This is a genomic window from Candidatus Merdisoma sp. JLR.KK006 (assembly GCF_036941035.1).
Classification (GTDB): Bacteria; Bacillota; Clostridia; order Lachnospirales; family Lachnospiraceae; genus Laedolimicola.
In genome coordinates this window covers 1-21,423 of sequence record NZ_JAYMNS010000003.1, presented here as the reverse complement: position 1 = coordinate 21,423, position 21,423 = coordinate 1, and the positions used below count along the sequence as shown (strand labels likewise).

Sequence of the window (21,423 nt, the reverse complement as noted above, 5' to 3'; positions counted from 1 at the left end):
GTATGGAAAAAAGAGGAATATTGCTGGTAGTATCCGGTTTTTCCGGAGCCGGAAAAGGAACTCTGATGAAAGAATTGCTCAGGCGGTATGAGAATTATGCCCTTTCCGTCTCCGCAACCACCAGAAAGCCCAGAGAGGGCGAGGAAGAAGGCAGAGAATACTTTTTCAAAACCAGAGAAGAGTTTGAGCGGATGATAGCGGACGGGGAGCTTATTGAGCATGCCTGCTATGTGGGGAATTACTACGGAACGCCCAAAGCCTATGTGGAGCAGAAGCTCTGTGAGGGTCAGGACGTGATCCTGGAGATTGAGATACAGGGGGCCAGGAAAGTAAAGGAGCAGTTTCCGGACACTGTGCTGCTCTTCGTATCGCCGCCTGGTGCGGATGAGCTAAAGCGTCGCCTGACAAAGCGGGGGACAGAGAGCCCGGAGGTAATTGCAAACCGCCTTAACAGGGCCGTGCAGGAAGCAGAAGGAATCGAGGATTACGATTACTTTGTGATTAATGATGATCTGGATGCCTGCGTGGAGTATGTGCACCGGATTGTGCAATGTGAACACAGCCGGACATCCCGATGCGGGGAGCAGATAGAGAATATTCGCAGAGAATTAACAGCATTTTCAAAATAAAATTATAAGCGGTGTTATATTAAGATGCGGCTTAAAAGGTATTCAGGATATGGCCGCATGAATAAAACCGTTTGGAAAGGACAAGGTGATTCAATGTTACATCCATCATACACAGATTTAATGAAAGTTGTAAACAGCGGCGTGGAGGAAGGAGAAACTCCCGTAGTGAACAGCCGGTATTCAATCGTATTGGCAACCTCCAAGCGTGCACGCCAGATCATAGCGGGCGAACAGCCCTTAGTGCCGGGGAATGGAAAGAAACCCCTTTCTATGGCAATTCAGGAGCTTGAGAGCGGCCAGGTAAAGATTGTTTCCGAAGAGGATGCGGAAGAATTACAGGAAGAGGTACAGGAGCAGATGGAAGTCTCCGAGGAGCCTGCTGTGGAGGAAGAAGCGGCAGCAGAGAGCCCGGAGAGTGAGGAATAGAAAACACATATACGAAGAAATCAGCAAATAGCAGCGGGACTGTCCGATGATAAAAAATCGGGCAGTTTTGTTTAATTGTAATCATATTTCTTCTGTGATAAGATAGTGTTGAAATGAAGGAAGCATGGGAAGCTTTGCGGCAGGGAAGCTATGGAGCAGATTTGGAAAAAGCGATATGAGCAGAGACTTTTCGATGAAGGGATGAAAACAGTCTATGCCTACGGAATTGCCTGCCATAAGAAACACTGTCAGGCAGCCTGCGAGCGGAAGACAGTAATTGATTGACAGTAATTGGGTATTTTGTTAAGATAAGAGCAATCAGGCAGTCTGCTTATAGCATTGTTGCACTGAAAAAGGGGCTGCAAAATGAGAATGGAGGAAAAATGATGAGAATTATTGAAGCAAAAGACTATCAGGACATGAGCAGAAAGGCGGCTCATATTCTGGCGGCGCAGGTAACCTTGAAGCCGGAGAGCGTATTGGGACTGGCTACAGGTTCCACACCCATCGGAACCTATGACTGTCTGGCAGAGTGGTGCAAGAGTGGAGATTTGGATTTCTCCAAGGCTGCTACCGTGAATCTGGATGAGTATCGGGGACTGGATCACGACAACGATCAGAGCTACTACTACTTTATGAACAAGCACCTGTACAGCAGAATCAATATTGATCCCTCACGAACCCATGTGCCTGACGGTACACAGCCGGATCCGGCAAAGGAAAGCCGGCGTTACGAAGAACTGATCCGTTCTTTAGGCGGCGTGGATATTCAGCTTTTGGGAATCGGACATGACGGACATATTGGCTTTAACGAGCCCAACAGCTTCTTTGACGGCGATACCCATTGCGTGGATCTGACAGAGATGACCATTGAAGCCAACAAGCGTTTCTTTGCGTCTGCGGATGAGGTGCCGCGTCAGGCTTATACCATGGGAATCGGAACCATTATGCGTGCCAGAAAGCTTCTGATGATTATCAGCGGCGAGGATAAGGCGGACATTACGGCCGCAGCCCTTTGCGGTGAGGTGACGCCACAGGTTCCGGCCTCTATCATTCAGTTCCATCCGGATGTAACTGTGATTGCGGATCCGGCAGCTTTGTCCAAGGTGAAGAGATAGCCTGCTGTCCTTTGGATGCCGAGCAAAACAGGCAGCTTCACAGATGTTCTGTTCTATAAATGTAAAAAAAAGGAGTTTTTTGCAAGGAGTTGTTTCGCAAAGGCTCCTTTTTAATTAATATATCAGATTTTGCTTTCATAATTTAAAGCGGGAGTGGTCATAAGTCCCAAATGCCATTGACTTTTGTGGTAAAAACTAGTATACTATTTACAATTCAAGTGTTGCCCTCAATATGCAGGAGAAGGTATATCTTTCTGTATGCTGAGGGCATGCCTTAGCGGGTGCAGCCCGCCCGCCCCGAAGGGGTATGTATTACGGGATACCGCAGGGTGTACCTTAGCGGGCGCAGCCCGCCTATCCCTATGGGGATGTAATGCAGCATATCCATTGGATATGCGAAAGGTAAACTTATTTACCGGAATTAATGAAACAGGGAGGTATGAATTCTATGGAAACACGTCAGGGCAAAAGCGTATTTGCCGGAGTGGCAATCGGAAAGGTGTTCGTGTACAAAAAGGCGACACAGGTAGTGGAAAAGAGAGCCATTGAGGATCCGCAGGCAGAGATTGCACGCTATATGGCAGCAAAAGAGAAAGCAGCAGGGCAGCTGGCAATGCTGAAGGAAAAGACCATGCGGGACGTGGGAGAGGCAGAGGCAGAGATATTTGAGGCCCATCAGATGCTGCTGGAGGATTTGGACTTCGTAGAAGGCATTACGGGCATGATCGAGCAGGATAAGGTCAATGCGGAGTATGCCGTATTTGTAACAGGCGAACAGTGTGCGGCTATTTTCTTAAGCATGGATGACGATTACATGCGGGGGCGTGCTGCGGATATCAATGACATTTCCGGCCGTTTGATTGCCATCTTAAGCGGTACACAGGTAAGTGCGGAGGCTATGCCGGAACCGGTGATTATTGTGGCCGAGGATCTGGCCCCCAGTGAGACGGTACAGTTTGAAAAGGATAAGATTCTGGCTCTGGTAACCCAGAAAGGTTCCGCCAATTCCCATACGGCTATTCTGGCACGTATGATGAACATTCCGTGTCTGGTAACTACGGATATTGAGCTTAACACGGAACTAAACGGAAAGATGGCTGTTGTGGACGGATTTACCGGAGAGATCCACATTGATCCGGATGAAGTAACATTGGCTGTTATGCAGGAGAAGAAAAAGCGTGAGGAAGAGCGCAAGTTGCTGCTTCAGAGCCTAAAGGGACTGCCCACTGTGACCAAGAGCGGCAAGGTAGTTCATTTGTACGCAAACATCGGCAGCGAGGAGGATGTGGATTCCGTTCTGGAGAATGACTCCGAGGGTATTGGTCTGTTCCGGAGCGAGTTTCTGTATCTGGGAAGAGACGATTATCCCACAGAGGAAGAGCAGTTCAATGTATATAAGAATGTAATCTCCAAGATGAACGGAAAGAAGGTTATTATCCGTACCCTGGATATCGGAGCCGATAAGCAGGCGGATTACTTTAATATTCCCAAGGAAGAGAATCCGGCTATGGGATTCCGTGCTATCCGTATCTGTCTGGAGCGGACAGAGGTATTTAAGACTCAGCTTAGAGCTATTTTCCGGGCAAGCGCTTACGGTACGGCTTCCATTATGTTCCCTATGATTATTTCTGTGGATGAGGTAAAGCGGATCAAGGCTATCGTGGAGGAAGTAAAGGCTGAGTTGACAAAAGCAGATATTCCTTTTGGCGATGTGGAGCTTGGTATCATGGTTGAGACGCCTGCGGCAGTTATGATTGCGGATAAGCTGGCGGCAGAGGTAGACTTCTTCAGCATCGGAACCAACGATCTGACTCAGTACACTTTGGCTATTGACCGTCAGAATCAGTCTTTGGATAATATTTACGATCCTCACCATGAGGCAGTGCTTCGGATGATTCAGAGAACTATCGAGTGCGCCCATGAGCATGGCGCATGGTGCGGAATCTGCGGTGAGCTGGGAGCGGATATGGAGCTGACACGCCGGTTCCTGCAGATGGGCATTGACGAGCTTTCCGTATCTCCCGTATTTACGCTGGAGCTGCGTAAGAAGATTCGGGATGCGGAGTAGCGTAAAAAGAGCTGCTCTTTGAAATCCTTTCAAAATAAACGGATTTCGTAAGCGAAAGTATTATTATAAGCTAATTTGTGAATAATTGTTTGGGACAGCTGCAAGCTTGCGGCAGTTGAATTGACTGCAGCAATTATGCGATAGCTGCCCGGACAGTTGCAAAAATGAATAAACATAAAGGAGAGACAGAAAAATGAAAGAGTTTAAGTATGTAGTACAGGATGAGTTAGGACTTCACGCAAGACCCGCAGGACTGCTGGTAAAGGAAGCTGCAAAGTTTAAGAGCGCAGTTACTCTGGACAGCGGTGCTAAGAAGGCAGACGCTAAGAGAATCATGGCTGTTATGTCCATGGGTGTTAAGAAGGGTGTTGAGCTTACCGTAACCATCGACGGTGAGGATGAAGATGCAGCGGCAGCAGCAATTGAGACATTCTTCAAGGAGAATTTATAAGAGATAACTTAGCCAGTTAGAATGAATACCGGAGAATCGTGGAATTATGATTTTCCGGTATTTTTTATGCCTGCTCTCATTTTTTTCTTTTAAACCGGAGAAAAAGGTGGTATACTATACCAGATATTATGCATTGCAAAAGCAGAATGGTTCGAAGCATAGAGTTGGAAGCGTAGGTTTCCTAAATTTATCTCCATAATACTTAAAGCATGCAAGAAAGAGGAAAACATGACAGTAGAACAGCTAAAAGCATATGAACTGATAGAGAAAAGAGAGATAGGAGAGCTTAACTCCACCGGTTACTATCTGAAGCACAGAAAGACCGGAGCAAAGGTCTGCCTGCTCTCCAACGAGGACAACAACAAGGTCTTTTATATCGGCTTTCGCACCCCGGCGCCGGATGATACGGGCGTGCCCCATATCTTGGAGCATTCCGTCCTCTGCGGTTCCAGAGAGTTTCCGGTAAAGGACCCCTTTGTGGAGCTGGCCAAGGGCTCCCTGAATACCTTCTTAAATGCTATGACCTATCCGGATAAGACAGTATATCCGGTGGCAAGCTGCAATGATCGGGATTTTCAAAATCTGATTCACGTATATATGGATGCGGTTTTTTATCCCAATATCTATGAGAAGGAAGAGATCTTCCGTCAGGAGGGGTGGCATTACGAATTGGAATCCGAGGACGGGCCATTGACCTTAAACGGCGTGGTGTACAATGAGATGAAGGGAGCATTTTCCTCCCCGGAGGGTGTGTTGGAACGGGAGATCCTGAATTCCCTGTATCCGGATACCACCTATGCCAACGAGTCCGGCGGAGATCCGGAAGCGATTCCCGATTTGAAATACAGTGAATTTCTGGACTTTCACAGCCGCTACTATCATCCCTCCAACAGCTACATTTTCCTCTATGGGGACTGCGATATGGCAGAGAAGCTTTGTTGGCTTGACGAAAATTATCTGAGCAAGTATGACTGCCTGCCGGTGGACTCCCAAGTGCGGACGCAAAAACCCTTTGAGAAAACCAGAGAAGTAGTGAGAGAGTACTCTGTTTCCGAGGAGGAGGGAACGGAGGATAAAACCTATCTTTCCTATAATAAATCCGTGGGAGATACCATGGATAAGAAGCTGTATTTAGGCTTCCAGGTATTGGAATACGTGCTTCTTTCCATGCCGGGAGCGCCTTTAAAGCAGGCTCTTCTGGATGCGGAAATCGGTAAGGATATTATGAGCTCCTATGATAATGGAGTGAAGCAGCCTATTTTCTCCATTATTGCAAAGGAGGCCAATGAGGATCAAAAGGAAGCCTTTGTAGAGGTGATTGAGACTACTCTTCAGAGACTTGTAAAGGAGGGCCTGGATGTGAAGGCTCTTCGGGCAGGAATCAACTATTTTGAATTCCGCTATCGGGAAGCGGATTTCGGCACCTATCCGGCAGGACTGATGTATGGACTGCAGGCATTTGACAGCTGGCTTTATGATGACAATTCGGTATTTCTTCATTTGGAGGCCCTGGATACCTTTGCTTTCTTAAAAGAGCAGGCGGATAAGGGATACTTTGAAGGATTGATACGGACGTATCTTCTTGAGAATCCGCATGCTTCTATTGTAATTATTCGACCTAAAAAAGGCTTGACGGCTGAACAGGAGGAGCTTCTTGGAAAGCGTCTTAAGGAGTATAAAGAAAGTCTTGGCAAAGAGCAGATTGCGGAGCTGATTGCCTTTACAAAGCATCTGAAAGAATATCAGAGTGAGCCTTCCAGCCAAGAAGATTTAGAGAAGATTCCACTTCTGGAGCGTGAGGACATTGGGAAGGAAGCCCTTCCTTTCCAAAATGAGGTGCATTTGGTGGAGGATGTTAAGGTAGTGCACCATGATCTCTTCACCAATGGAATCGGCTATATAAATCTCATGTTCCAGGCGGGCGAGATTCCAAAGAGACTTGTGCCCTATCTGGGACTTTTGAAGGCGGTTCTTGGCAATGTGGATACGGAGCATTACACTTATGGAGAATTTGCCACAGAGCTGAACTTGCATACAGGCGGGATCTTCTGCGGAGTTAATTCCTATGAAAGCTTAAAAGAGCCGGGAAGTTATCAGGCCATGTTTGAGGTGCGCTGCAAAGCTCTCTATGAGGAGCTTCCGAAAGCCTTTTCCATGATGGAAGAAATGCTGCTGACCTCAAAGCTGCGGGACAGAAAGCGGCTTACGGAGGTTTCCGCAGAGACACGTTCCAGGCTTCAGATGGTATTTATGACTTCCGGTCATTCTATGGCAGCCTTACGTGCCGTGTCCTATTTTTCAGAAAGCTCCTGCTTCTCGGATGAGACAGGCGGCGTGGCTTTCTATGAGTTTATGGAGAAGGTGGAGACGGAGCTTAAGGAGAACTGGGAGGAGATTGCAGAGAATCTGGAAGAGCTGACCAGGTGCCTGTTCCGCAGGGAGAATCTGACGATCAGCTACACGGCAGAAGAAAAGAGCCTTAAGGCTATGAAGGAGCAGGTGAAAGCGTTGATTCCGGCGCTTCACCAGGAGCCGGTGCCGAAAGAGAGCTGGACCCTTCATGCCCTGCAAAAGAATGAGGGCCTTAAAACCTCATCACAGATCCAGTATGTAGCCAGAGCCGGAAGCTTCCGTGCTGCGGGGCTGCCCTATACGGGAGCGCTGGCAGTGCTTCGGACTATTATGAGCTATGACTATCTCTGGAATAATGTCCGTGTGAAGGGCGGCGCTTACGGCTGTATGAACAATTATACCCGAAACGGCTCAGCCTATATGATGTCCTACCGGGATCCGAATCTGGAGAAAACGAACCGGGTATTTGAGGAAAGTGTGGGCTACACGGAAAGCTTTGAGGTATCGGATCGTGATATGACCAAGTATATCATCGGCACGATCAGCAATCTGGATACCCCCCTCAATCCCAATGCAAAGGGAGCCCGCTCTATGGGAGCGTGGTTAATGGGCCTCGACTATGAGATGGTGCAGAGGGAACGGGCTCAGGTGCTTTCCTGTGAGTGTGAGGATATTCGGGCGCTGGCGCCTTACCTTAGAGCTATGCTGTCTCAAAATAACCTCTGTGTTATCGGAAATGAAAAACGCCTGGAGGAACAAAAGGAGCTGTTTGAAACGGTGAGAAATCTGTTTCATTGAGCATAAATACGGGCTTTCAGGGTTTTGGTAAATGCAGATGTCAAAAATTTTGAAAGCGCTGAAATACAAAGGAGGGAGTTTGCAAATGGATATCTTACAACTGATTCTGTCAATTTTACCGCCGATTATCGCAATCGGGCTGGCGCTGATTACCAAAGAGGTGATTTCCTCTCTGCTGATTGGAATTCTTGCAGGAACCCTGATTTACAGCCAGGGCAATGTGGTCGGCATGGTAACCGCCACATTTGAACTGATGGGAAATAAGATTGGCGACAATGTGAACATTTTGATTTTCCTGGGACTTCTCGGTGCGCTGGTTGTGATTGTGACCCGTGCCGGCGGTTCCGCAGCCTATGGGGAGTGGGCTTCCAGAAAGCTTACCACCAGACGGGGAGCGGCTCTTGCTACCAGCGCTCTTGGCTGCCTGATTTTTATTGATGACTATTTCAACTGTCTGTCCGTGGGAACGGTTATGCGTCCGGTGACGGATAAGCACCGCATCTCCAGAGCGAAGCTGGCGTATCTTCTGGACGCTACCGCAGCGCCTATCTGCATTATTGCGCCGGTGTCAAGCTGGGGCGCTTCCGTGGCCTCCTATATGGCGGACGCTACCGGGCTAAACGGAATGACGACCTTCGTGAAGACTATTCCCTATAACTTTTACGCTATTTTAACCATTATTATGATTCTGGTTGTCTGCCTGACCAAGCTGAATTACGGTCCCATGGCAAAGTTTGAGAAAAATGCCATTGAGAAGGGCGACCTGTTTACCCATACGGAAAATGTGGTAACGGATGATTTCGGGGGCAACAATGGAGGAAAGGCATTAAAGGGAAAAGTGTATGATTTGGTAATTCCTATTCTGGCCCTGATTGTCTGTACGGTCATTGCCATGGTTTATACAGGCGGCGGCTTCTCCGGTACGCCTTTCCTGTCTTCCTTTGGCGAATGCGATTCTTCCTTTTCATTGGTTCTTGGAAGCTTTCTGGGGCTGGTAGTAACCTTTATTCTGTATATTCCAAGAAAGGTTCTGAGTTTTGTAGACTTTATGGGTGGTATTACGGAAGGCATTAAGTCCATGGTTCCGGCATTTACCATTCTGATTCTTGCCTGGACCATCGGCGGTGTGTGCAGTTCCGATTACCTGAATACGGGAGAGCTGGTAGGCAATGCGATTTCCAACTCCGCATTTCCGACGTTCCTGCTGCCGGCAGTGATTATGGTTGTGGCTGCTTTCCTTGGTTTCTCAACAGGAACCTCCTGGGGAACCATGGCAATCCTGATTCCCATTGGCGCAGCCATTGCAAGTGCGCCCCAGACACAGCATCTGCTTCTGCCTATTTTTGGGTGTACCTTAGGCGGAGCGGTTTACGGAGACCACGTATCTCCCATTTCCGATACAACCATTCTGTCCTCTACGGGAGCAGGCTGTAACCATCTGGATCATGTATCCTCTCAGATGTATTATGCATCTACCGTTTTGGTATGCTGTCTGGTTGGCCATGTGCTGATGGGGCTTATGGGCGGCAGTATGGTGGTGCCGCTGATTGTGTCGGTTGCTCTTCTTCTGGCAGCGCTGTTCGTGCTGAATCGTGTGCAGAGTAAGAAGGACAGTATTGATTATTCTCAGGTGAAGTTTTAATGGGAAAGCCTATGGGGAATCCATGAAAATTCCCTGGGCGTTAAATAAGATTACCGTATGAGAAGGATTACCGCTTACCGGTGTTTCGGTGGGCGGTAATTGTTCCATAGATGGTATCCTTTGGGAATTGTGTCAGAAGGAGGAAAGGATGAAGACAGACAATAAATCAGGCTTTGCCACGCTCATGGGCAGGCCGAATGTAGGAAAATCGACCCTGATGAATCAGCTGATTGGTCAGAAGATTGCCATTACCTCCCATAAGCCTCAGACAACTCGGAACCGGATCCAGACCGTGTACACCTGTGAGGCAGGGCAGATTGTCTTTGTTGATACGCCTGGTATTCATAAAGCGAAGAATAAGCTGGGAGAATATATGGTTCATGTGGCGGAGCGGACGCTTAAGGAGGTGGATGTGATCCTCTGGCTTGTGGAACCCTCGGATTTTATCGGGGCAGGGGATCGGCATATTGCGGATCAGCTTAAGAAAGTCACGACACCGGTCATTTTGGTTATTAACAAGATTGATAAAGTGAAGAAGGAAGAGCTGCTGCCCTTTATTGATGCTTACCGGAAGATTTATGATTTTCATGAAATTGTGCCGGTATCGGCCCTTAAGGGGGATAATACGGAGGTACTGATTGAGCAGATTTTTAAGTATTTGCCCTATGGTCCAAGCTTTTATGATGAGGATACCATAACGGATCAGCCCATGCGCCAGATTGTGGCGGAGCTGATTCGGGAAAAGGCCCTTCGCTGTCTGGATGAAGAGATACCTCATGGAATAGCGGTTTCTATTGAGAGTATGAAGACACGTTCTGGTGGTAAGGTGACGGATATTGAGGCTACTATTATCTGTGAAAAGGATTCTCACAAGGGGATTATCATCGGAAAGCAGGGAGCCATGCTGAAAAAGATTGGAAGCGCCGCCCGGTATGAGATTGAGGAGCAGTTGGAGGGCAAGGTGAATCTGCAGCTCTGGGTGAAGGTTAAGAAGGATTGGCGGGACAGCGATTTTCTGATAAAGAATTTTGGATATAATAAGAAAGAGCTGGAAGGCTAGTACAACGAATATTAAGTTATTGGCAGTTTGACTTGCCTATTTTCCTGATAGCACTACTCCCCAAGCCTCGCCGCAGCCACCGCTGCGATTGCGTTTGTGAAGCAGCACTCTCAGAAAAATATTCTGCGTCAAGCTATCCAAAACTTAATTTTCGTTGTACTAGCGAAAAAGGCATAAAATAAAGGTTTTTTAAATGCATACCAAGGGACAGATTTTGTCAAGGCATTTTTATAAAAAAGAACTGGTAGTTTTTTAACAGGATAAGAAAAGTTCTCATGGAGATTCTATTGATATACTCCTTCGGGGTGGGCGGACTTCGTCCGTTAAGATATATTAATTATAGATAGAACAGAGGCGATAAGAATGACATGGGAACAGTTTGAGGAGACAGGCGCAGTGAAGGATTATCTTTCCTACCGGGAGTCCGTAGGGAGAGTGCAGTCACGGCTGGACAGGAGAGGGCCGGAAGCGGCGCAGGCAAAAAAAGAGACAGAGTATGGGACAGACAATCACAGTGACAGGCATGATTCTGGCAGCATATCCGTACAATGATTACGATAAGCGGCTGGTTGTGCTGACAAAGGAACGGGGAAAAATTACAGTGTTTGCGAAGGGAGCCAGACGTCAGAACAGCTCTCTTCTTGCTGTATGCAATTCTTTTGTATTTGGAGAATTCTTTGTCTATGAGGGGCGCAGTTCCTTTAATCTCATGCAGGCCAAGGTGCTCAATTATTTTTCCGAGCTGAGTGCGGATGTGGAAGGGGCCTGCTATGGCTTCTATTTTTGCGAGGTGGCGGAGTATTATACAAGAGAAGCCAATGACGAGCTTCCCATGCTGAAGCTTTTGTACCAGTCTCTTCGTGCCCTTGGAAATGCCCATATTCCTGATGAGCTGGTTCGCTACATATATGAATTGAAAACCTTGGTGTTAAATGGGGAATGCCCGGTAGAATTTGATGAACTTGAGCTTAGCGATTCCGCCCGGTATACCCTGTCTTTTATTGTGGCTTCCCCGCCGGAGAAGCTGTATACCTTTACCGTATCGGAAGGAGTCTTGGGAGAACTTCGTTTTGTGCTCCATCGATGGAGGGACCTTTATATGGAAGGAAAATTCAAATCTCTGGATATTCTGGTGGAAATGAGTTGAAAAAAAAGGGAAAAGACGCTATACTATCATGGAATGAAGGTCACGGCAGAAGCCATAGGCGCAACATATACCTTATTAGATGAAATCTGCATATCCTAAAAGGAGCTGTATGAGGGATATATGCAAGGTATGGACAGCAGGATATGGGACTTTCATATGCGGGGAGGTAATTGTATGAAAAAGTTAATGAGTTTATGTCTTTTGATGCTCTGTCTCTTCCTGACAGGATGTTCCGAAGAGATACCGGAGGAGAATACCATTGCTGTAGATAAAAAGGGAGTGGTTACTTACACGGTAGTAGAGGAGTTCGGCAAGGAGTTTTATGATACGGAGGAGCTTCGGGAAGACATTGAAGAGGAGATTGGAAACTACAACCGGAATCAGGGCTCCGATGCGCTGACACTTAAAACACTGGAAGCGGAAGAGGGAACGATTGTGATGCAGCTGGAATTTGCGGAGGCCCGGCATTATGAAAAGTATTATGGGGATTACAGCAATGCGGTGCTGTTTGTGGGAACCATAGAAGAGGCTGGGGAGGCCGGCTATGATTTGGATGGAGAATTCTTAAGTGCGGACGGATCTTTGACAGATATCACCCAGCTATCCAATCCGGGCAGCCTGAAGGTTTTGATAACCAATGAAGCTATTTCAGTACAAGTCCCGGAGGATATTCTATGTGTAAGTCCGTCGGGAAGTGTTGTGATTCTGGAAAAGAAGAAGGCAGTTGTAAAGGAAGAAACAAAGCAGGCCTGTATTATTTATAAATAAGTGAAGAGGAGATAGAATAATGGAAAAGACAATGGACAAGATTGCGGCTCTGGCAAAGGCTAGGGGATTTATTTATCCCGGCTCCGAGATCTACGGCGGTCTCGCCAATACCTGGGATTACGGTAATCTGGGTGTGGAGCTTAAGAACAATGTAAAGCGTGCCTGGTGGCAGAAGTTTGTACAGGAGAATCCCTACAATGTAGGTGTGGACTGTGCGATTCTTATGAACCCCCAGACTTGGGTGGCTTCCGGACACCTGGGAAGCTTTTCGGATCCTCTGATGGATTGCAAGAGCTGTAAGGCCCGTTTCCGTGCGGATCAGCTGATTGAAGATTATATGAAGGAAAATGAGATTACGGCGGAGGGTTCTGTGGATGCCTGGTCCCAGGAGGAGATGAAGGCTTATATTGACGAGCATGCCATTGCCTGCCCTTCCTGTGGAAAGCATGATTTTACGGATATCCGTCAGTTTAACCTGATGTTCAAGACTTTCCAGGGCGTAACCGAGGATGCGAAGAATACCGTTTATTTAAGACCTGAGACAGCGCAGGGAATTTTCGTAAACTTTAAGAATGTTCAGAGAACTTCCAGAAAGAAGGTTCCTTTTGGAATCGCTCAGATCGGAAAGTCCTTCCGGAATGAGATTACACCGGGGAACTTTACCTTCCGTACCAGGGAGTTTGAGCAGATGGAGCTGGAATTTTTCTGTAAGCCGGATACGGATCTTGAGTGGTTTGCTTACTGGAAGCAGTATTGCATTGACTGGCTGAAGTCTCTTGGCATGAAGGATGATGAGCTTCGGGCAAGAGATCATGAAAAGGAAGAGCTGAGCTTTTACAGCAAGGCTACCACAGACTTGGAATTCCTCTTCCCCTTTGGCTGGGGTGAGCTGTGGGGCATTGCGGATCGGACCGATTATGACCTGACTCAGCATCAGAATGTATCGAAGGCAGATCTGTCTTACTTTGATGATGAGACCAAGGAGAAATACATTCCTTATGTTATTGAGCCGTCATTGGGTGCGGACCGTGTGGTTCTGGCTTTCCTGTGTGCGGCTTACGATGAGGAGGAGCTGGAGGGCGGTGATATGCGTACGGTTATGCATTTCCATCCGGCGCTGGCACCTGTGAAGATTGGTGTGCTTCCCCTGTCCAAGAAGCTGAATGAGGGTGCGGAGGCTATCTATCAGAAGCTTTGTAAGACCTATAATTGCGAGTTTGATGACAGAGGCAACATTGGTAAGCGTTATCGCCGTCAGGACGAGATTGGAACTCCCTTCTGCGTAACCTATGACTTTGAGTCTGAGGAGGATGGGGCAGTAACCGTGCGTGATCGGGATACCATGGCTCAGGTGCGTGTGAAGATTGATGAGCTGGATGCTTATTTTGCGGATAAGTTTCAGTTTTGAGCTATGAGCCGAAGGTTGACGAAATTGCCAAATAGTGATAGTTTAAAATAAGAGTATTTAAAGCTCTGTAAAAAATAACAAAGGAGTATGATTATGAATCTTTCACCACTTCAGAAAGCAAGATATGAGTATGTTCCGAAGCTTCCGGCAATGCTCAGAAATGGCATCACCGAGATAGCCGTTAAAGAGGGAAGCGCTACCACCAGCGCAGCGGATCAGGAGAAAATTAAAGCACTGTTCCCGAACACTTACGGAAAGCCTGAGGTTACTTTTGAGAAGGGACAAAATACTTCTGCCGCTAAGAAGCAGGTAGTCGGCGTGATCCTTTCCGGCGGACAGGCACCTGGCGGACATAATGTCGTGTGCGGTCTGTACGATGCGCTGAAGGCGACCAACAAAGAGAATATCCTGATCGGTTTCAAGGGAGGTCCCAGCGGACTGATTGAGGATAATTATATTGTGTTTGAGGATGCTTATATTGATCAGTACAGAAATACCGGCGGATTTGATATCATCGGTTCCGGAAGAACCAAGCTGGAGACCGAAGAGCAGTTTGAGATTGCAACAGAGGTTTGCAAGAAGCACGGCATTACTGCTATTGTTATCATCGGCGGCGACGACTCTAACACCAATGCATGCGTGCTTGCAGAGTACATGGCGGCGCACAACACGGGTGTACAGGTCATCGGGTGCCCGAAGACCATTGACGGCGACTTAAAGAACGAGGATATTGAGATTTCCTTTGGTTTTGATACGGCAACCAAGACTTATAGTGAATTGATTGGAAACATTGAGAGAGACTGCAACTCTGCTAAGAAATACTGGCATTTCATCAAGGTTATGGGGCGGAGCGCTTCTCATGTTGCGCTGGAGTGCGCATTGGAGTGCCAGCCGAATATCTGTCTGATCTCCGAGGAGGTTAAGGAAAAGAAGCAGTCCCTGTCCGAGATCGCAGATTATATTGCGGATTCCGTAGAGAAAAGAGCGGCGAAGGGCCTTAACTTTGGCGTTGTGGTGATTCCGGAGGGCGTGGTAGAGTTCGTTCCGGAGTTCTCTGCCCTGATCGGCGAGATCAACGAACTTCTGGCAGGCAGCAAGGCAGATGCGTTTAATGTACTTCCCAATTGGAGCGAGAAGTATGCCTTTATCGAGAAAGGACTTTCGGGGGAGGCTATGGAAGTATTTGCGATTCTTCCGCAGGCGATTCAGCAGCAGCTTTTCCTTGAGAGAGATCCTCATGGCAATGTACAGGTTTCCCTGATTGAGTCCGAGAAACTGTTTGCGGCTCTCGTAGGCGACAAGCTGAAAGCTAGAAAAGAGGCAGGAACTTATGGGGGCAAGTATGCAGTCCAGACGCATTTCTTTGGCTATGAGGGAAGATGTGCATTCCCGTCCAATTTTGATGCCGACTATTGCTACTCTCTTGGTTACAATGCGTTCATGCTGATCCAGTATGGCTACAATGGCTACCTTTCCAAGGTTTCCAACCTGTCCAAGCCGGCGGAAGAGTGGGTTGCGGGCGGTATGCCGATTACCAAGATGATGAACATTGAGAGAAGACACGGTTCGGACAAGCCGGTTATCAAGAAGGCACTTGTGGAACTGGATGGAAAGCCCTTCAAATACTTTGCGGCACACAGAGATGAGTGGGCGGTGGAGACTGCTTACGTATTCCCGGGAGCTATTCAGTATTATGGCCCCACAGAGGTGTGCGATCTTACTACCAGAACCCTTGCACTGGAGAAAGCATAAGTTGGAATAAATGTTACTGTGAATACCATGGTGTGGACAGCAACGGAATAAATGTTAAAAAATAAACAAAATCGGGTGCTTCGGCACCCGATTTTGTTGTTAAAATATGCTAAAAATGGCTTGACAAATTTTACATATATGTTACACTAAGTATGTGCGCAGGGTTGGGTCGTTGACCACATATTCGGCGCACATTTTGCGTGTAGGCAATGAGCCGTGCGGTTGGTTAAAAGGACAAGCCCTCGTGTACATTTCCTACGCAGAATGTGCACCAATGAAATTATTATTCAGGAGGAAACAGCAACATGGCAAAATGGGTTTATTTATTTAAAGAAGGCAACGCAGAGATGCGTAATCTTCTGGGCGGAAAAGGTGCGAACCTAGCAGAGATGACAGGCTTAGGGCTTCCGATTCCCCAGGGCTTTACCGTTACCACAGAGGCATGTACTGACTATTACAACAACGGAAAGCAGATTTCTGATGAGATCAAGGAGCAGATCTTTACAGCACTTGCAGAGCTGGAAAAGCTTCAGGGCAAGACTTTTGGTGATACGGAAGATCCCCTTCTGGTTTCCGTACGTTCCGGTGCAAGGGCTTCCATGCCTGGTATGATGGATACGATTCTGAACCTTGGCCTTAATGATGAGGCGGTGGAGGGTTTTGCAAAGAAGACAGGCAATCCCAGATTCGCTTACGATTCCTATCGCAGATTTATCCAGATGTTCTCCGACGTTGTTATGGAGATGAGCAAGACTTTCTTTGAGGGAATCTTGGACGAGGTCAAAGAAGCAAAGGGTGCGAAGTTTGACACCGACCTGACAGCAGATGATTTGAAAGAGGTTATTGCAAAATACAAAGCCATTTATCAGGAGAAGATGGGCGAGGAATTCCCACAGGATCCCAAGATTCAGCTGATGGAGGCCGTAAAGGCCGTATTCCGTTCCTGGGATAACGAGCGTGCCATTGTATACCGCCGTATGAATGATATCCCTGGTGATTGGGGAACCGCAGTTAACGTGCAGGCAATGGTATTCGGAAACATGGGAGATACTTCCGGAACCGGCGTTGCATTTACCAGAAATCCGGCTACCGGCGAGAAGGGCATCTTTGGTGAGTATCTGATTAATGCTCAGGGCGAGGATGTTGTAGCAGGTATCCGTACACCTCAGCCGATTACAAAGCTGGAGGAGGATCTTCCGGAGTGCTTTAAGCAGTTTATGGAGATTGCGGGTCGTCTGGAAGACCATTATCGTGATATGCAGGATATGGAGTTCACCATTCAGGAGGGCAAGCTTTACTTCCTGCAGACAAGGAATGGAAAAAGAACGGCACCTGCAGCGATTCAGATCGCATGTGATCTGGTAGATGAAGGAAAGATTACACCGGAGGAAGCTGTACTTCGTATTGAGGCCAAGTCTCTGGATCAGCTTCTGCATCCCACCTTTGATCCGGAGGCATTGAAGGCTGGAGAGGTGATTGGAGAGGCCTTACCCGCATCTCCGGGAGCAGCAGCAGGCAAGGTATACTTTACCGCAGAGGATGCAAAGCATGCACGGAAGAAGGGCGAACGTGTTATCATGGTACGTTTGGAGACTTCTCCGGAGGATATCGAGGGAATGCATGCGGCAGAGGGTATTCTGACTGTACGGGGCGGTATGACAAGCCATGCGGCAGTAGTAGCCCGTGGTATGGGAACTGCCTGTGTATCCGGCTGTGGAGAGATCAAGATTGATGAAGAAGCAAAGTTCTTTGATCTGGGCGGACACCACATTGTAGAGGGTGATTATATTTCTCTGGATGGTTCTACCGGTAAGATTTATCTTGGGGATATTAAGACTGTTGAAGCGTCCGTAAGCGGTAACTTTGGCCGTATTATGGCTTGGGCGGATGAGTTCCGCACTCTGGGTGTGCGCACCAATGCAGATACTCCTGCAGATACGAAGAATGCCATCAAGCTTGGGGCAGAGGGAATCGGCCTTTGCCGTACAGAGCATATGTTCTTTGAGCCGGAGCGTATTCCGAAGATTCGGAAGATGATTCTCTCTGAGACCGAGGAGATGAGAGAGGAAGCTCTCTGGGAGCTGATTCCTTATCAGAAGAGCGATTTTAAGGCCATGTATGAAGCTCTGGAAGGAAAGCCCATGACAGTTCGTTACCTGGATCCGCCTCTTCATGAGTTTGTACCTACCGATCCGGAGGATATTAAGGCCTTGTCAAAGGATATGCATATGACACCGGAAGAGGTTGAGGCAAGATGTGATGAGCTTCGGGAGTTCAACCCCATGATGGGCCATCGTGGATGCCGTCTGGCTGTTACCTATCCGGAGATTGCAAGAATGCAGACCCGTGCGGTTATGGAAGCGGCTATTGAAGTAAAGGAAGAGAAGGGCTATGATATCGTTCCGGAGATTATGATTCCTCTGATTGGAGATAAGAAAGAGCTGAAGTTCGTAAAAGAGATGGTTGTTAAGATTGCAGAGCGGGTGAAGAAAGAGAAGAATTCGGATATTCAGTATCATATCGGAACCATGATCGAGATTCCCCGTGCGGCACTGCTGGCAGGTGAGATTGCCGAGGAGGCTGAGTTCTTCTCCTTTGGTACCAATGACCTGACTCAGATGACATTCGGTTTCTCCCGTGATGATGCAGGTAAGTTCCTGGATTCCTACTATAAGTCTAAGATTTACGAGTCTGATCCGTTTGCAAGATTGGATCAGAATGGCGTTGGTAAGCTGGTGAAGATGGCAGTTGAGGAAGGACGAGCCACCAGACCGGATATCAAGCTTGGTATCTGCGGAGAGCACGGCGGAGATCCCTCATCTATCGAATTCTGCCATAAGGCGGGGCTGAGCTATGTGAGCTGTTCACCCTTCCGTGTGCCGATTGCTCGGCTGGCGGCGGCCCAGGCGGCGATAAACAATGTAGGAAAGTAGATTACAAATATATGTACTTTACGGAGTATCTGATAACCAGAGCTGATGTGAATGATTTCATGGCACATCGTCCGGAGTACACAAAGGCGAACCGCTTTGAGGATTTCGTTTGTAAAATCTATCTTTAACGATTAGGGGAAAATTCATTTGAGAGTTTTCCCCTTTTTTCGTGGTTTTTTCAAAGGATTCTATCCCAAACAAAGGATAGAGTCCTTTTTATATACACAAACAAAATAATCAAAGGAGGTTCACACATGAACAACACAGCGTTAAGAGCAGGGGCGCAGAGCGCCAACAACACACACATGGTTTTTGCAAACGAGGAACATGAGAAGTTTTATTTTGAGAAACTGGAACAGGCGAGGTATCAGGACTGCTACCACAAGGCGTTGATTTACATTCTCGGCATATCTGAGGACACAAGGAATCATTTCAGACAGATTTATGATATCAAGTCCGGGTACATCAAAACAGAGTGTCTGCATCAGGGCTGGCAGACAAGCGGCAGTGTCCGGGTGGTAAGGCTTGCCTTTAACCTTTACACGGACGGAACGCCAAGTGTTGATGATTATAAGCGCAAGGATGAGCAGATAGGTGTAGAACTTGAAAAAGAGATAAAGAATAAATCTGTTCTCAGGGAGAAACAGCAGGCAGAGGAAACATATCTTGCAGAAAAAGCAAAGCTGGATAAAGCACTGGCAATGGAACTTATGTCACAGTCCGAATATGAGGTGAAGCTTGCCATAGCGAAAAAGAAATATGATAATTTTGAGGAAATCCGCAAAGTACAGCAACTGGCAGATATGAACCTTATCACAAAGGAAGAGAAAGAGGCTAAAATCAAGGAATTGACAGAGTAAAGTACATATAGCAGTATGGTGAGAGAACTGTTCCGTTGGGGCAGTTCTTTTTTCGTAATTTTTTATTGCAGGATATAATTTCTGATGTTATGATTAATATATAAAGGACAGGTGAAAATATGGGTAGAAAACTGAAAGTGTATTTAGATACATCTGTTATCAGTCATCTGATGCAGGAAGATGTGCCTGAAAAAATGGCAGATACAATATGAAAGTTATGATATTACAAAAGATGTATTAGATGTGGCGCACCAGCTTATTGCTATGGGAGTGCTTACAAATAAGAGTTTTGATGATTGTCAGCATATTGGAGCCGCTGTGGTGAATAACTGTGACTGCATCATATCATGGAATTTTAAGCATATTGTAAATATCAAGACGATTCGTGGAGTAAGGGCGATTACAAATCTGGAAGGATACAAGCCGATAGAGATATGGAGTCCGTCTGTATTATTGGAAAGTGAGGGATGATTATGGAAAAACCTGTTTTGAGTCCAAATTTTACTATTGAAGATATTCACAAATTACGAGAATATAATTATGAAATGACAAAGCATATGACGGACGAGGAACGAATGGATTACTACAATAAAGCAGGAAGAGCATTTCAGCGTGAAATTGAAGCGGCAAGACTTCAGGAGGCACGCTAAATGAGATAAAATAGCGCAATAGAGAATGGTTCTCATATTGTAGAATAAATGAGTGGTATACAGTGTCTTACTGACCGCCATATACCGCCCAGGCGGCGATCACCGCAGGTAAGCGAACAAGTGTTCAGTAACTTGAAAGTGTAGAAAGACTGTTGAAAATGGCCCATTCAGAGGTTTTGTGTCCCTGGATGGGCTGTTTTTAGGAGTATTTGGGGTATAAGGCCGGAATTCTGGGGTAAAAGTGCGAATGCTTTGCTGGATAGATGTACAATAGGATGTTATGATCTGATTAAGAAAGGCGGGTGAAAATATGTCAGTAACTGGATATTATGACGGAACGGCGGTTCGCATAGATACCCCTCTAAAGATAAATCAAAAGGTAATTGTGATTCCAATTGAGACGGAAGAAGATATGGAAGAAACTGCGGCGGGAGGACTTCATAGGAGGTGGTCAATATGACAAAACAAGATGCACGAGATTTATTAAATAGTATGCTGATACCTTTCGGTGAGCATACAGAGAGCATTAAGGCAAATGGTACTTTAACCAGTGCTGAAGAGGATAAGTTATTACAAAGCGTAATAGACTTTGAAACTCTGAGTGGGGCGTACAACTTACATGGAGCTTTGGCTTACGTTGCCAGTGTTATGAAAAGGTATGTAAAACAGGCACAAATTTCGGGGGGGGACAAGATCCCACTTAACCAGATAGTTTACTTTTTCTGATTAAGCAGGTATTATTTTTTATAATGGTTTCTTGTATAGTATATAAGTTGTCATATACTCAAAAAGACATCTTAGGGATATTAGAAAATCAACATGGTATAAATATATTTATTTTCTATGTAAAAGGTGAATATTTTCTTTGAGTTATCTGGTAAAGTTTTGATATTTTGAGTTTCTGTTTTAAAGTCTGTTCATCTACGATTTTTCTGCGACTCTGCTTGTTTTTTCTGCTCCTATTAAAAATTATAGTGGCATTCTGAAGGATTTTTTCGCTCCTGTCGGGGATTGTTCTGTATTTCTGAATGTTTATACTGCACCTGTTTATAATTGTACTGCCCCTCTGATATGTCAAACTGCACCTAACCTTGTTAAGATGACGAGTTTGGAGCTGATATGGATTACTACAAGTAGAATTTTAGTAAAGGCAGGTGTTTGATATGGCGGAGAGATATTTTGTCTACAGAGAGTTTGCCAGGATAGCTGGTATTTCCCCTCAGAGGTTATCAGAGCTGATTAATCAGGGCATTGTTCGTACCAATGAGGGCGGTAAGGTTTTGGAGAGTGAGATTGGCTGCTTTATACGGGAGAGGCTGGGGAAGAAGCTTGCAAGTTCCGGCCATTCGTATCTTTATCTT

20 protein-coding genes and 1 pseudogene are annotated in these 21,423 nt (G+C 46.6%); all 21 read left to right on the top strand.

The window, feature by feature from the left end:
• Window positions 1-2 precede the first annotated feature (2 nt).
• Window positions 3-629 carry a guanylate kinase gene (gene gmk, locus VSQ61_RS03295; protein WP_334343010.1) on the top strand — a complete coding sequence of 209 codons (627 nt, stop codon included), beginning with the start codon at window positions 3-5 and terminating at the stop codon, window positions 627-629.
• A gap of 93 nt (window positions 630-722) precedes the next feature.
• Complete coding sequence (rpoZ, locus tag VSQ61_RS03290) at window positions 723-1,055, top strand: DNA-directed RNA polymerase subunit omega (protein ID WP_334343009.1); 333 nt, start codon at window positions 723-725, stop codon at window positions 1,053-1,055.
• Window positions 1,056-1,205: 150 nt separating this feature from the next.
• Window positions 1,206-1,340: a hypothetical protein gene (locus VSQ61_RS03285; protein ID WP_334343008.1), complete on the top strand. Its 135-nt coding sequence runs from the start codon at window positions 1,206-1,208 to the stop codon at window positions 1,338-1,340.
• Window positions 1,341-1,441: 101 nt separating this feature from the next.
• On the top strand, window positions 1,442-2,173 hold the full coding sequence (nagB, locus tag VSQ61_RS03280; RefSeq protein ID WP_334343238.1) for a glucosamine-6-phosphate deaminase: 732 nt from the start codon (window positions 1,442-1,444) through the stop codon (window positions 2,171-2,173).
• 448 nt (window positions 2,174-2,621) lie between these two features.
• Window positions 2,622-4,241, top strand: a complete 1,620-nt coding sequence (ptsP, locus tag VSQ61_RS03275) for a phosphoenolpyruvate--protein phosphotransferase (protein WP_334343007.1) — start codon at window positions 2,622-2,624, stop codon at window positions 4,239-4,241.
• A gap of 193 nt (window positions 4,242-4,434) precedes the next feature.
• A complete protein-coding gene (locus VSQ61_RS03270) occupies window positions 4,435-4,692 on the top strand; it encodes an HPr family phosphocarrier protein (RefSeq protein ID WP_334343006.1) in 258 nt (85 codons plus the stop codon).
• A gap of 228 nt (window positions 4,693-4,920) precedes the next feature.
• Window positions 4,921-7,842 carry an insulinase family protein gene (locus VSQ61_RS03265; RefSeq protein WP_334343005.1) on the top strand — a complete coding sequence of 974 codons (2,922 nt, stop codon included), beginning with the start codon at window positions 4,921-4,923 and terminating at the stop codon, window positions 7,840-7,842.
• Between the two features lie 85 nt (window positions 7,843-7,927).
• On the top strand, window positions 7,928-9,484 hold the full coding sequence (locus VSQ61_RS03260) for a Na+/H+ antiporter NhaC family protein (protein ID WP_334343004.1): 1,557 nt from the start codon (window positions 7,928-7,930) through the stop codon (window positions 9,482-9,484).
• A 148-nt stretch (window positions 9,485-9,632) separates the two neighbouring features.
• The gene (gene era / locus VSQ61_RS03255; protein WP_334343003.1) at window positions 9,633-10,544 is read left to right on the top strand and encodes a GTPase Era; all 912 of its coding nucleotides are present in this window, start codon (window positions 9,633-9,635) and stop codon (window positions 10,542-10,544) included.
• A 363-nt stretch (window positions 10,545-10,907) separates the two neighbouring features.
• The gene (locus VSQ61_RS03250; RefSeq protein WP_334343002.1) at window positions 10,908-11,096 is read left to right on the top strand and encodes a hypothetical protein; all 189 of its coding nucleotides are present in this window, start codon (window positions 10,908-10,910) and stop codon (window positions 11,094-11,096) included.
• Window positions 11,041-11,691 carry a DNA repair protein RecO gene (gene recO, locus VSQ61_RS03245; protein WP_334343001.1) on the top strand — a complete coding sequence of 217 codons (651 nt, stop codon included), beginning with the start codon at window positions 11,041-11,043 and terminating at the stop codon, window positions 11,689-11,691. The genes VSQ61_RS03250 and recO overlap by 56 nt, the downstream gene beginning before the upstream one ends.
• A gap of 174 nt (window positions 11,692-11,865) precedes the next feature.
• Window positions 11,866-12,459 carry a hypothetical protein gene (locus tag VSQ61_RS03240; protein WP_334343000.1) on the top strand — a complete coding sequence of 198 codons (594 nt, stop codon included), beginning with the start codon at window positions 11,866-11,868 and terminating at the stop codon, window positions 12,457-12,459.
• Between the two features lie 19 nt (window positions 12,460-12,478).
• Entirely contained in the window at window positions 12,479-13,867 is a 1,389-nt protein-coding gene (locus tag VSQ61_RS03235; protein ID WP_334342999.1) for a glycine--tRNA ligase, read from the top strand.
• A 93-nt stretch (window positions 13,868-13,960) separates the two neighbouring features.
• Window positions 13,961-15,619 carry a diphosphate--fructose-6-phosphate 1-phosphotransferase gene (locus tag VSQ61_RS03230; protein WP_334342998.1) on the top strand — a complete coding sequence of 553 codons (1,659 nt, stop codon included), beginning with the start codon at window positions 13,961-13,963 and terminating at the stop codon, window positions 15,617-15,619.
• A gap of 305 nt (window positions 15,620-15,924) precedes the next feature.
• Window positions 15,925-18,552, top strand: coding sequence for a pyruvate, phosphate dikinase (gene ppdK / locus VSQ61_RS03225; RefSeq protein WP_334342997.1), 2,628 nt, complete (start codon window positions 15,925-15,927; stop codon window positions 18,550-18,552).
• 254 nt (window positions 18,553-18,806) lie between these two features.
• A pseudogene (locus VSQ61_RS03220) lies at window positions 18,807-19,145 on the top strand (DUF6075 family protein); the annotation flags it as partial.
• Window positions 19,146-19,592: 447 nt separating this feature from the next.
• A complete protein-coding gene (locus VSQ61_RS03215) occupies window positions 19,593-19,883 on the top strand; it encodes a PIN domain-containing protein (RefSeq protein WP_334342996.1) in 291 nt (96 codons plus the stop codon).
• On the top strand, window positions 19,880-20,062 hold the full coding sequence (locus VSQ61_RS03210; RefSeq protein ID WP_334342995.1) for a hypothetical protein: 183 nt from the start codon (window positions 19,880-19,882) through the stop codon (window positions 20,060-20,062). The genes VSQ61_RS03215 and VSQ61_RS03210 overlap by 4 nt, the downstream gene beginning before the upstream one ends.
• Window positions 20,063-20,372: 310 nt before the next feature.
• A complete protein-coding gene (locus VSQ61_RS03205; protein WP_334342994.1) occupies window positions 20,373-20,522 on the top strand; it encodes a hypothetical protein in 150 nt (49 codons plus the stop codon).
• On the top strand, window positions 20,519-20,788 hold the full coding sequence (locus VSQ61_RS03200) for a hypothetical protein (RefSeq protein ID WP_334342993.1): 270 nt from the start codon (window positions 20,519-20,521) through the stop codon (window positions 20,786-20,788). Before VSQ61_RS03205 ends, VSQ61_RS03200 begins: the two co-directional genes overlap by 4 nt.
• A gap of 437 nt (window positions 20,789-21,225) precedes the next feature.
• A partial coding sequence (locus VSQ61_RS03195) for a hypothetical protein (RefSeq protein WP_334342992.1) occupies window positions 21,226-21,423 on the top strand: 198 nt, incomplete at its 3' end.

Coding starts and splice junctions, on each gene's coding strand:
- VSQ61_RS03240 (WP_334343000.1), top strand. CDS start 11,866: ATGAAAAAGTTAATGAGTTTATGTCTTTTGATGCTCTGTCTCTTCCTG.
- VSQ61_RS03200 (WP_334342993.1), top strand. CDS start 20,519: ATGACAAAACAAGATGCACGAGATTTATTAAATAGTATGCTGATACCT.
- VSQ61_RS03215 (WP_334342996.1), top strand. CDS start 19,593: ATGTGCCTGAAAAAATGGCAGATACAATATGAAAGTTATGATATTACA.
- VSQ61_RS03265 (WP_334343005.1), top strand. CDS start 4,921: ATGACAGTAGAACAGCTAAAAGCATATGAACTGATAGAGAAAAGAGAG.
- era (WP_334343003.1), top strand. CDS start 9,633: ATGAAGACAGACAATAAATCAGGCTTTGCCACGCTCATGGGCAGGCCG.
- VSQ61_RS03260 (WP_334343004.1), top strand. CDS start 7,928: ATGGATATCTTACAACTGATTCTGTCAATTTTACCGCCGATTATCGCA.
- gmk (WP_334343010.1), top strand. CDS start 3: ATGGAAAAAAGAGGAATATTGCTGGTAGTATCCGGTTTTTCCGGAGCC.
- VSQ61_RS03210 (WP_334342995.1), top strand. CDS start 19,880: ATGATTATGGAAAAACCTGTTTTGAGTCCAAATTTTACTATTGAAGAT.
- ppdK (WP_334342997.1), top strand. CDS start 15,925: ATGGCAAAATGGGTTTATTTATTTAAAGAAGGCAACGCAGAGATGCGT.
- VSQ61_RS03285 (WP_334343008.1), top strand. CDS start 1,206: ATGGAGCAGATTTGGAAAAAGCGATATGAGCAGAGACTTTTCGATGAA.
- ptsP (WP_334343007.1), top strand. CDS start 2,622: ATGGAAACACGTCAGGGCAAAAGCGTATTTGCCGGAGTGGCAATCGGA.
- recO (WP_334343001.1), top strand. CDS start 11,041: ATGGGACAGACAATCACAGTGACAGGCATGATTCTGGCAGCATATCCG.
- VSQ61_RS03235 (WP_334342999.1), top strand. CDS start 12,479: ATGGAAAAGACAATGGACAAGATTGCGGCTCTGGCAAAGGCTAGGGGA.
- VSQ61_RS03270 (WP_334343006.1), top strand. CDS start 4,435: ATGAAAGAGTTTAAGTATGTAGTACAGGATGAGTTAGGACTTCACGCA.
- rpoZ (WP_334343009.1), top strand. CDS start 723: ATGTTACATCCATCATACACAGATTTAATGAAAGTTGTAAACAGCGGC.
- VSQ61_RS03205 (WP_334342994.1), top strand. CDS start 20,373: ATGTCAGTAACTGGATATTATGACGGAACGGCGGTTCGCATAGATACC.
- VSQ61_RS03250 (WP_334343002.1), top strand. CDS start 10,908: ATGACATGGGAACAGTTTGAGGAGACAGGCGCAGTGAAGGATTATCTT.
- nagB (WP_334343238.1), top strand. CDS start 1,442: ATGAGAATTATTGAAGCAAAAGACTATCAGGACATGAGCAGAAAGGCG.
- VSQ61_RS03230 (WP_334342998.1), top strand. CDS start 13,961: ATGAATCTTTCACCACTTCAGAAAGCAAGATATGAGTATGTTCCGAAG.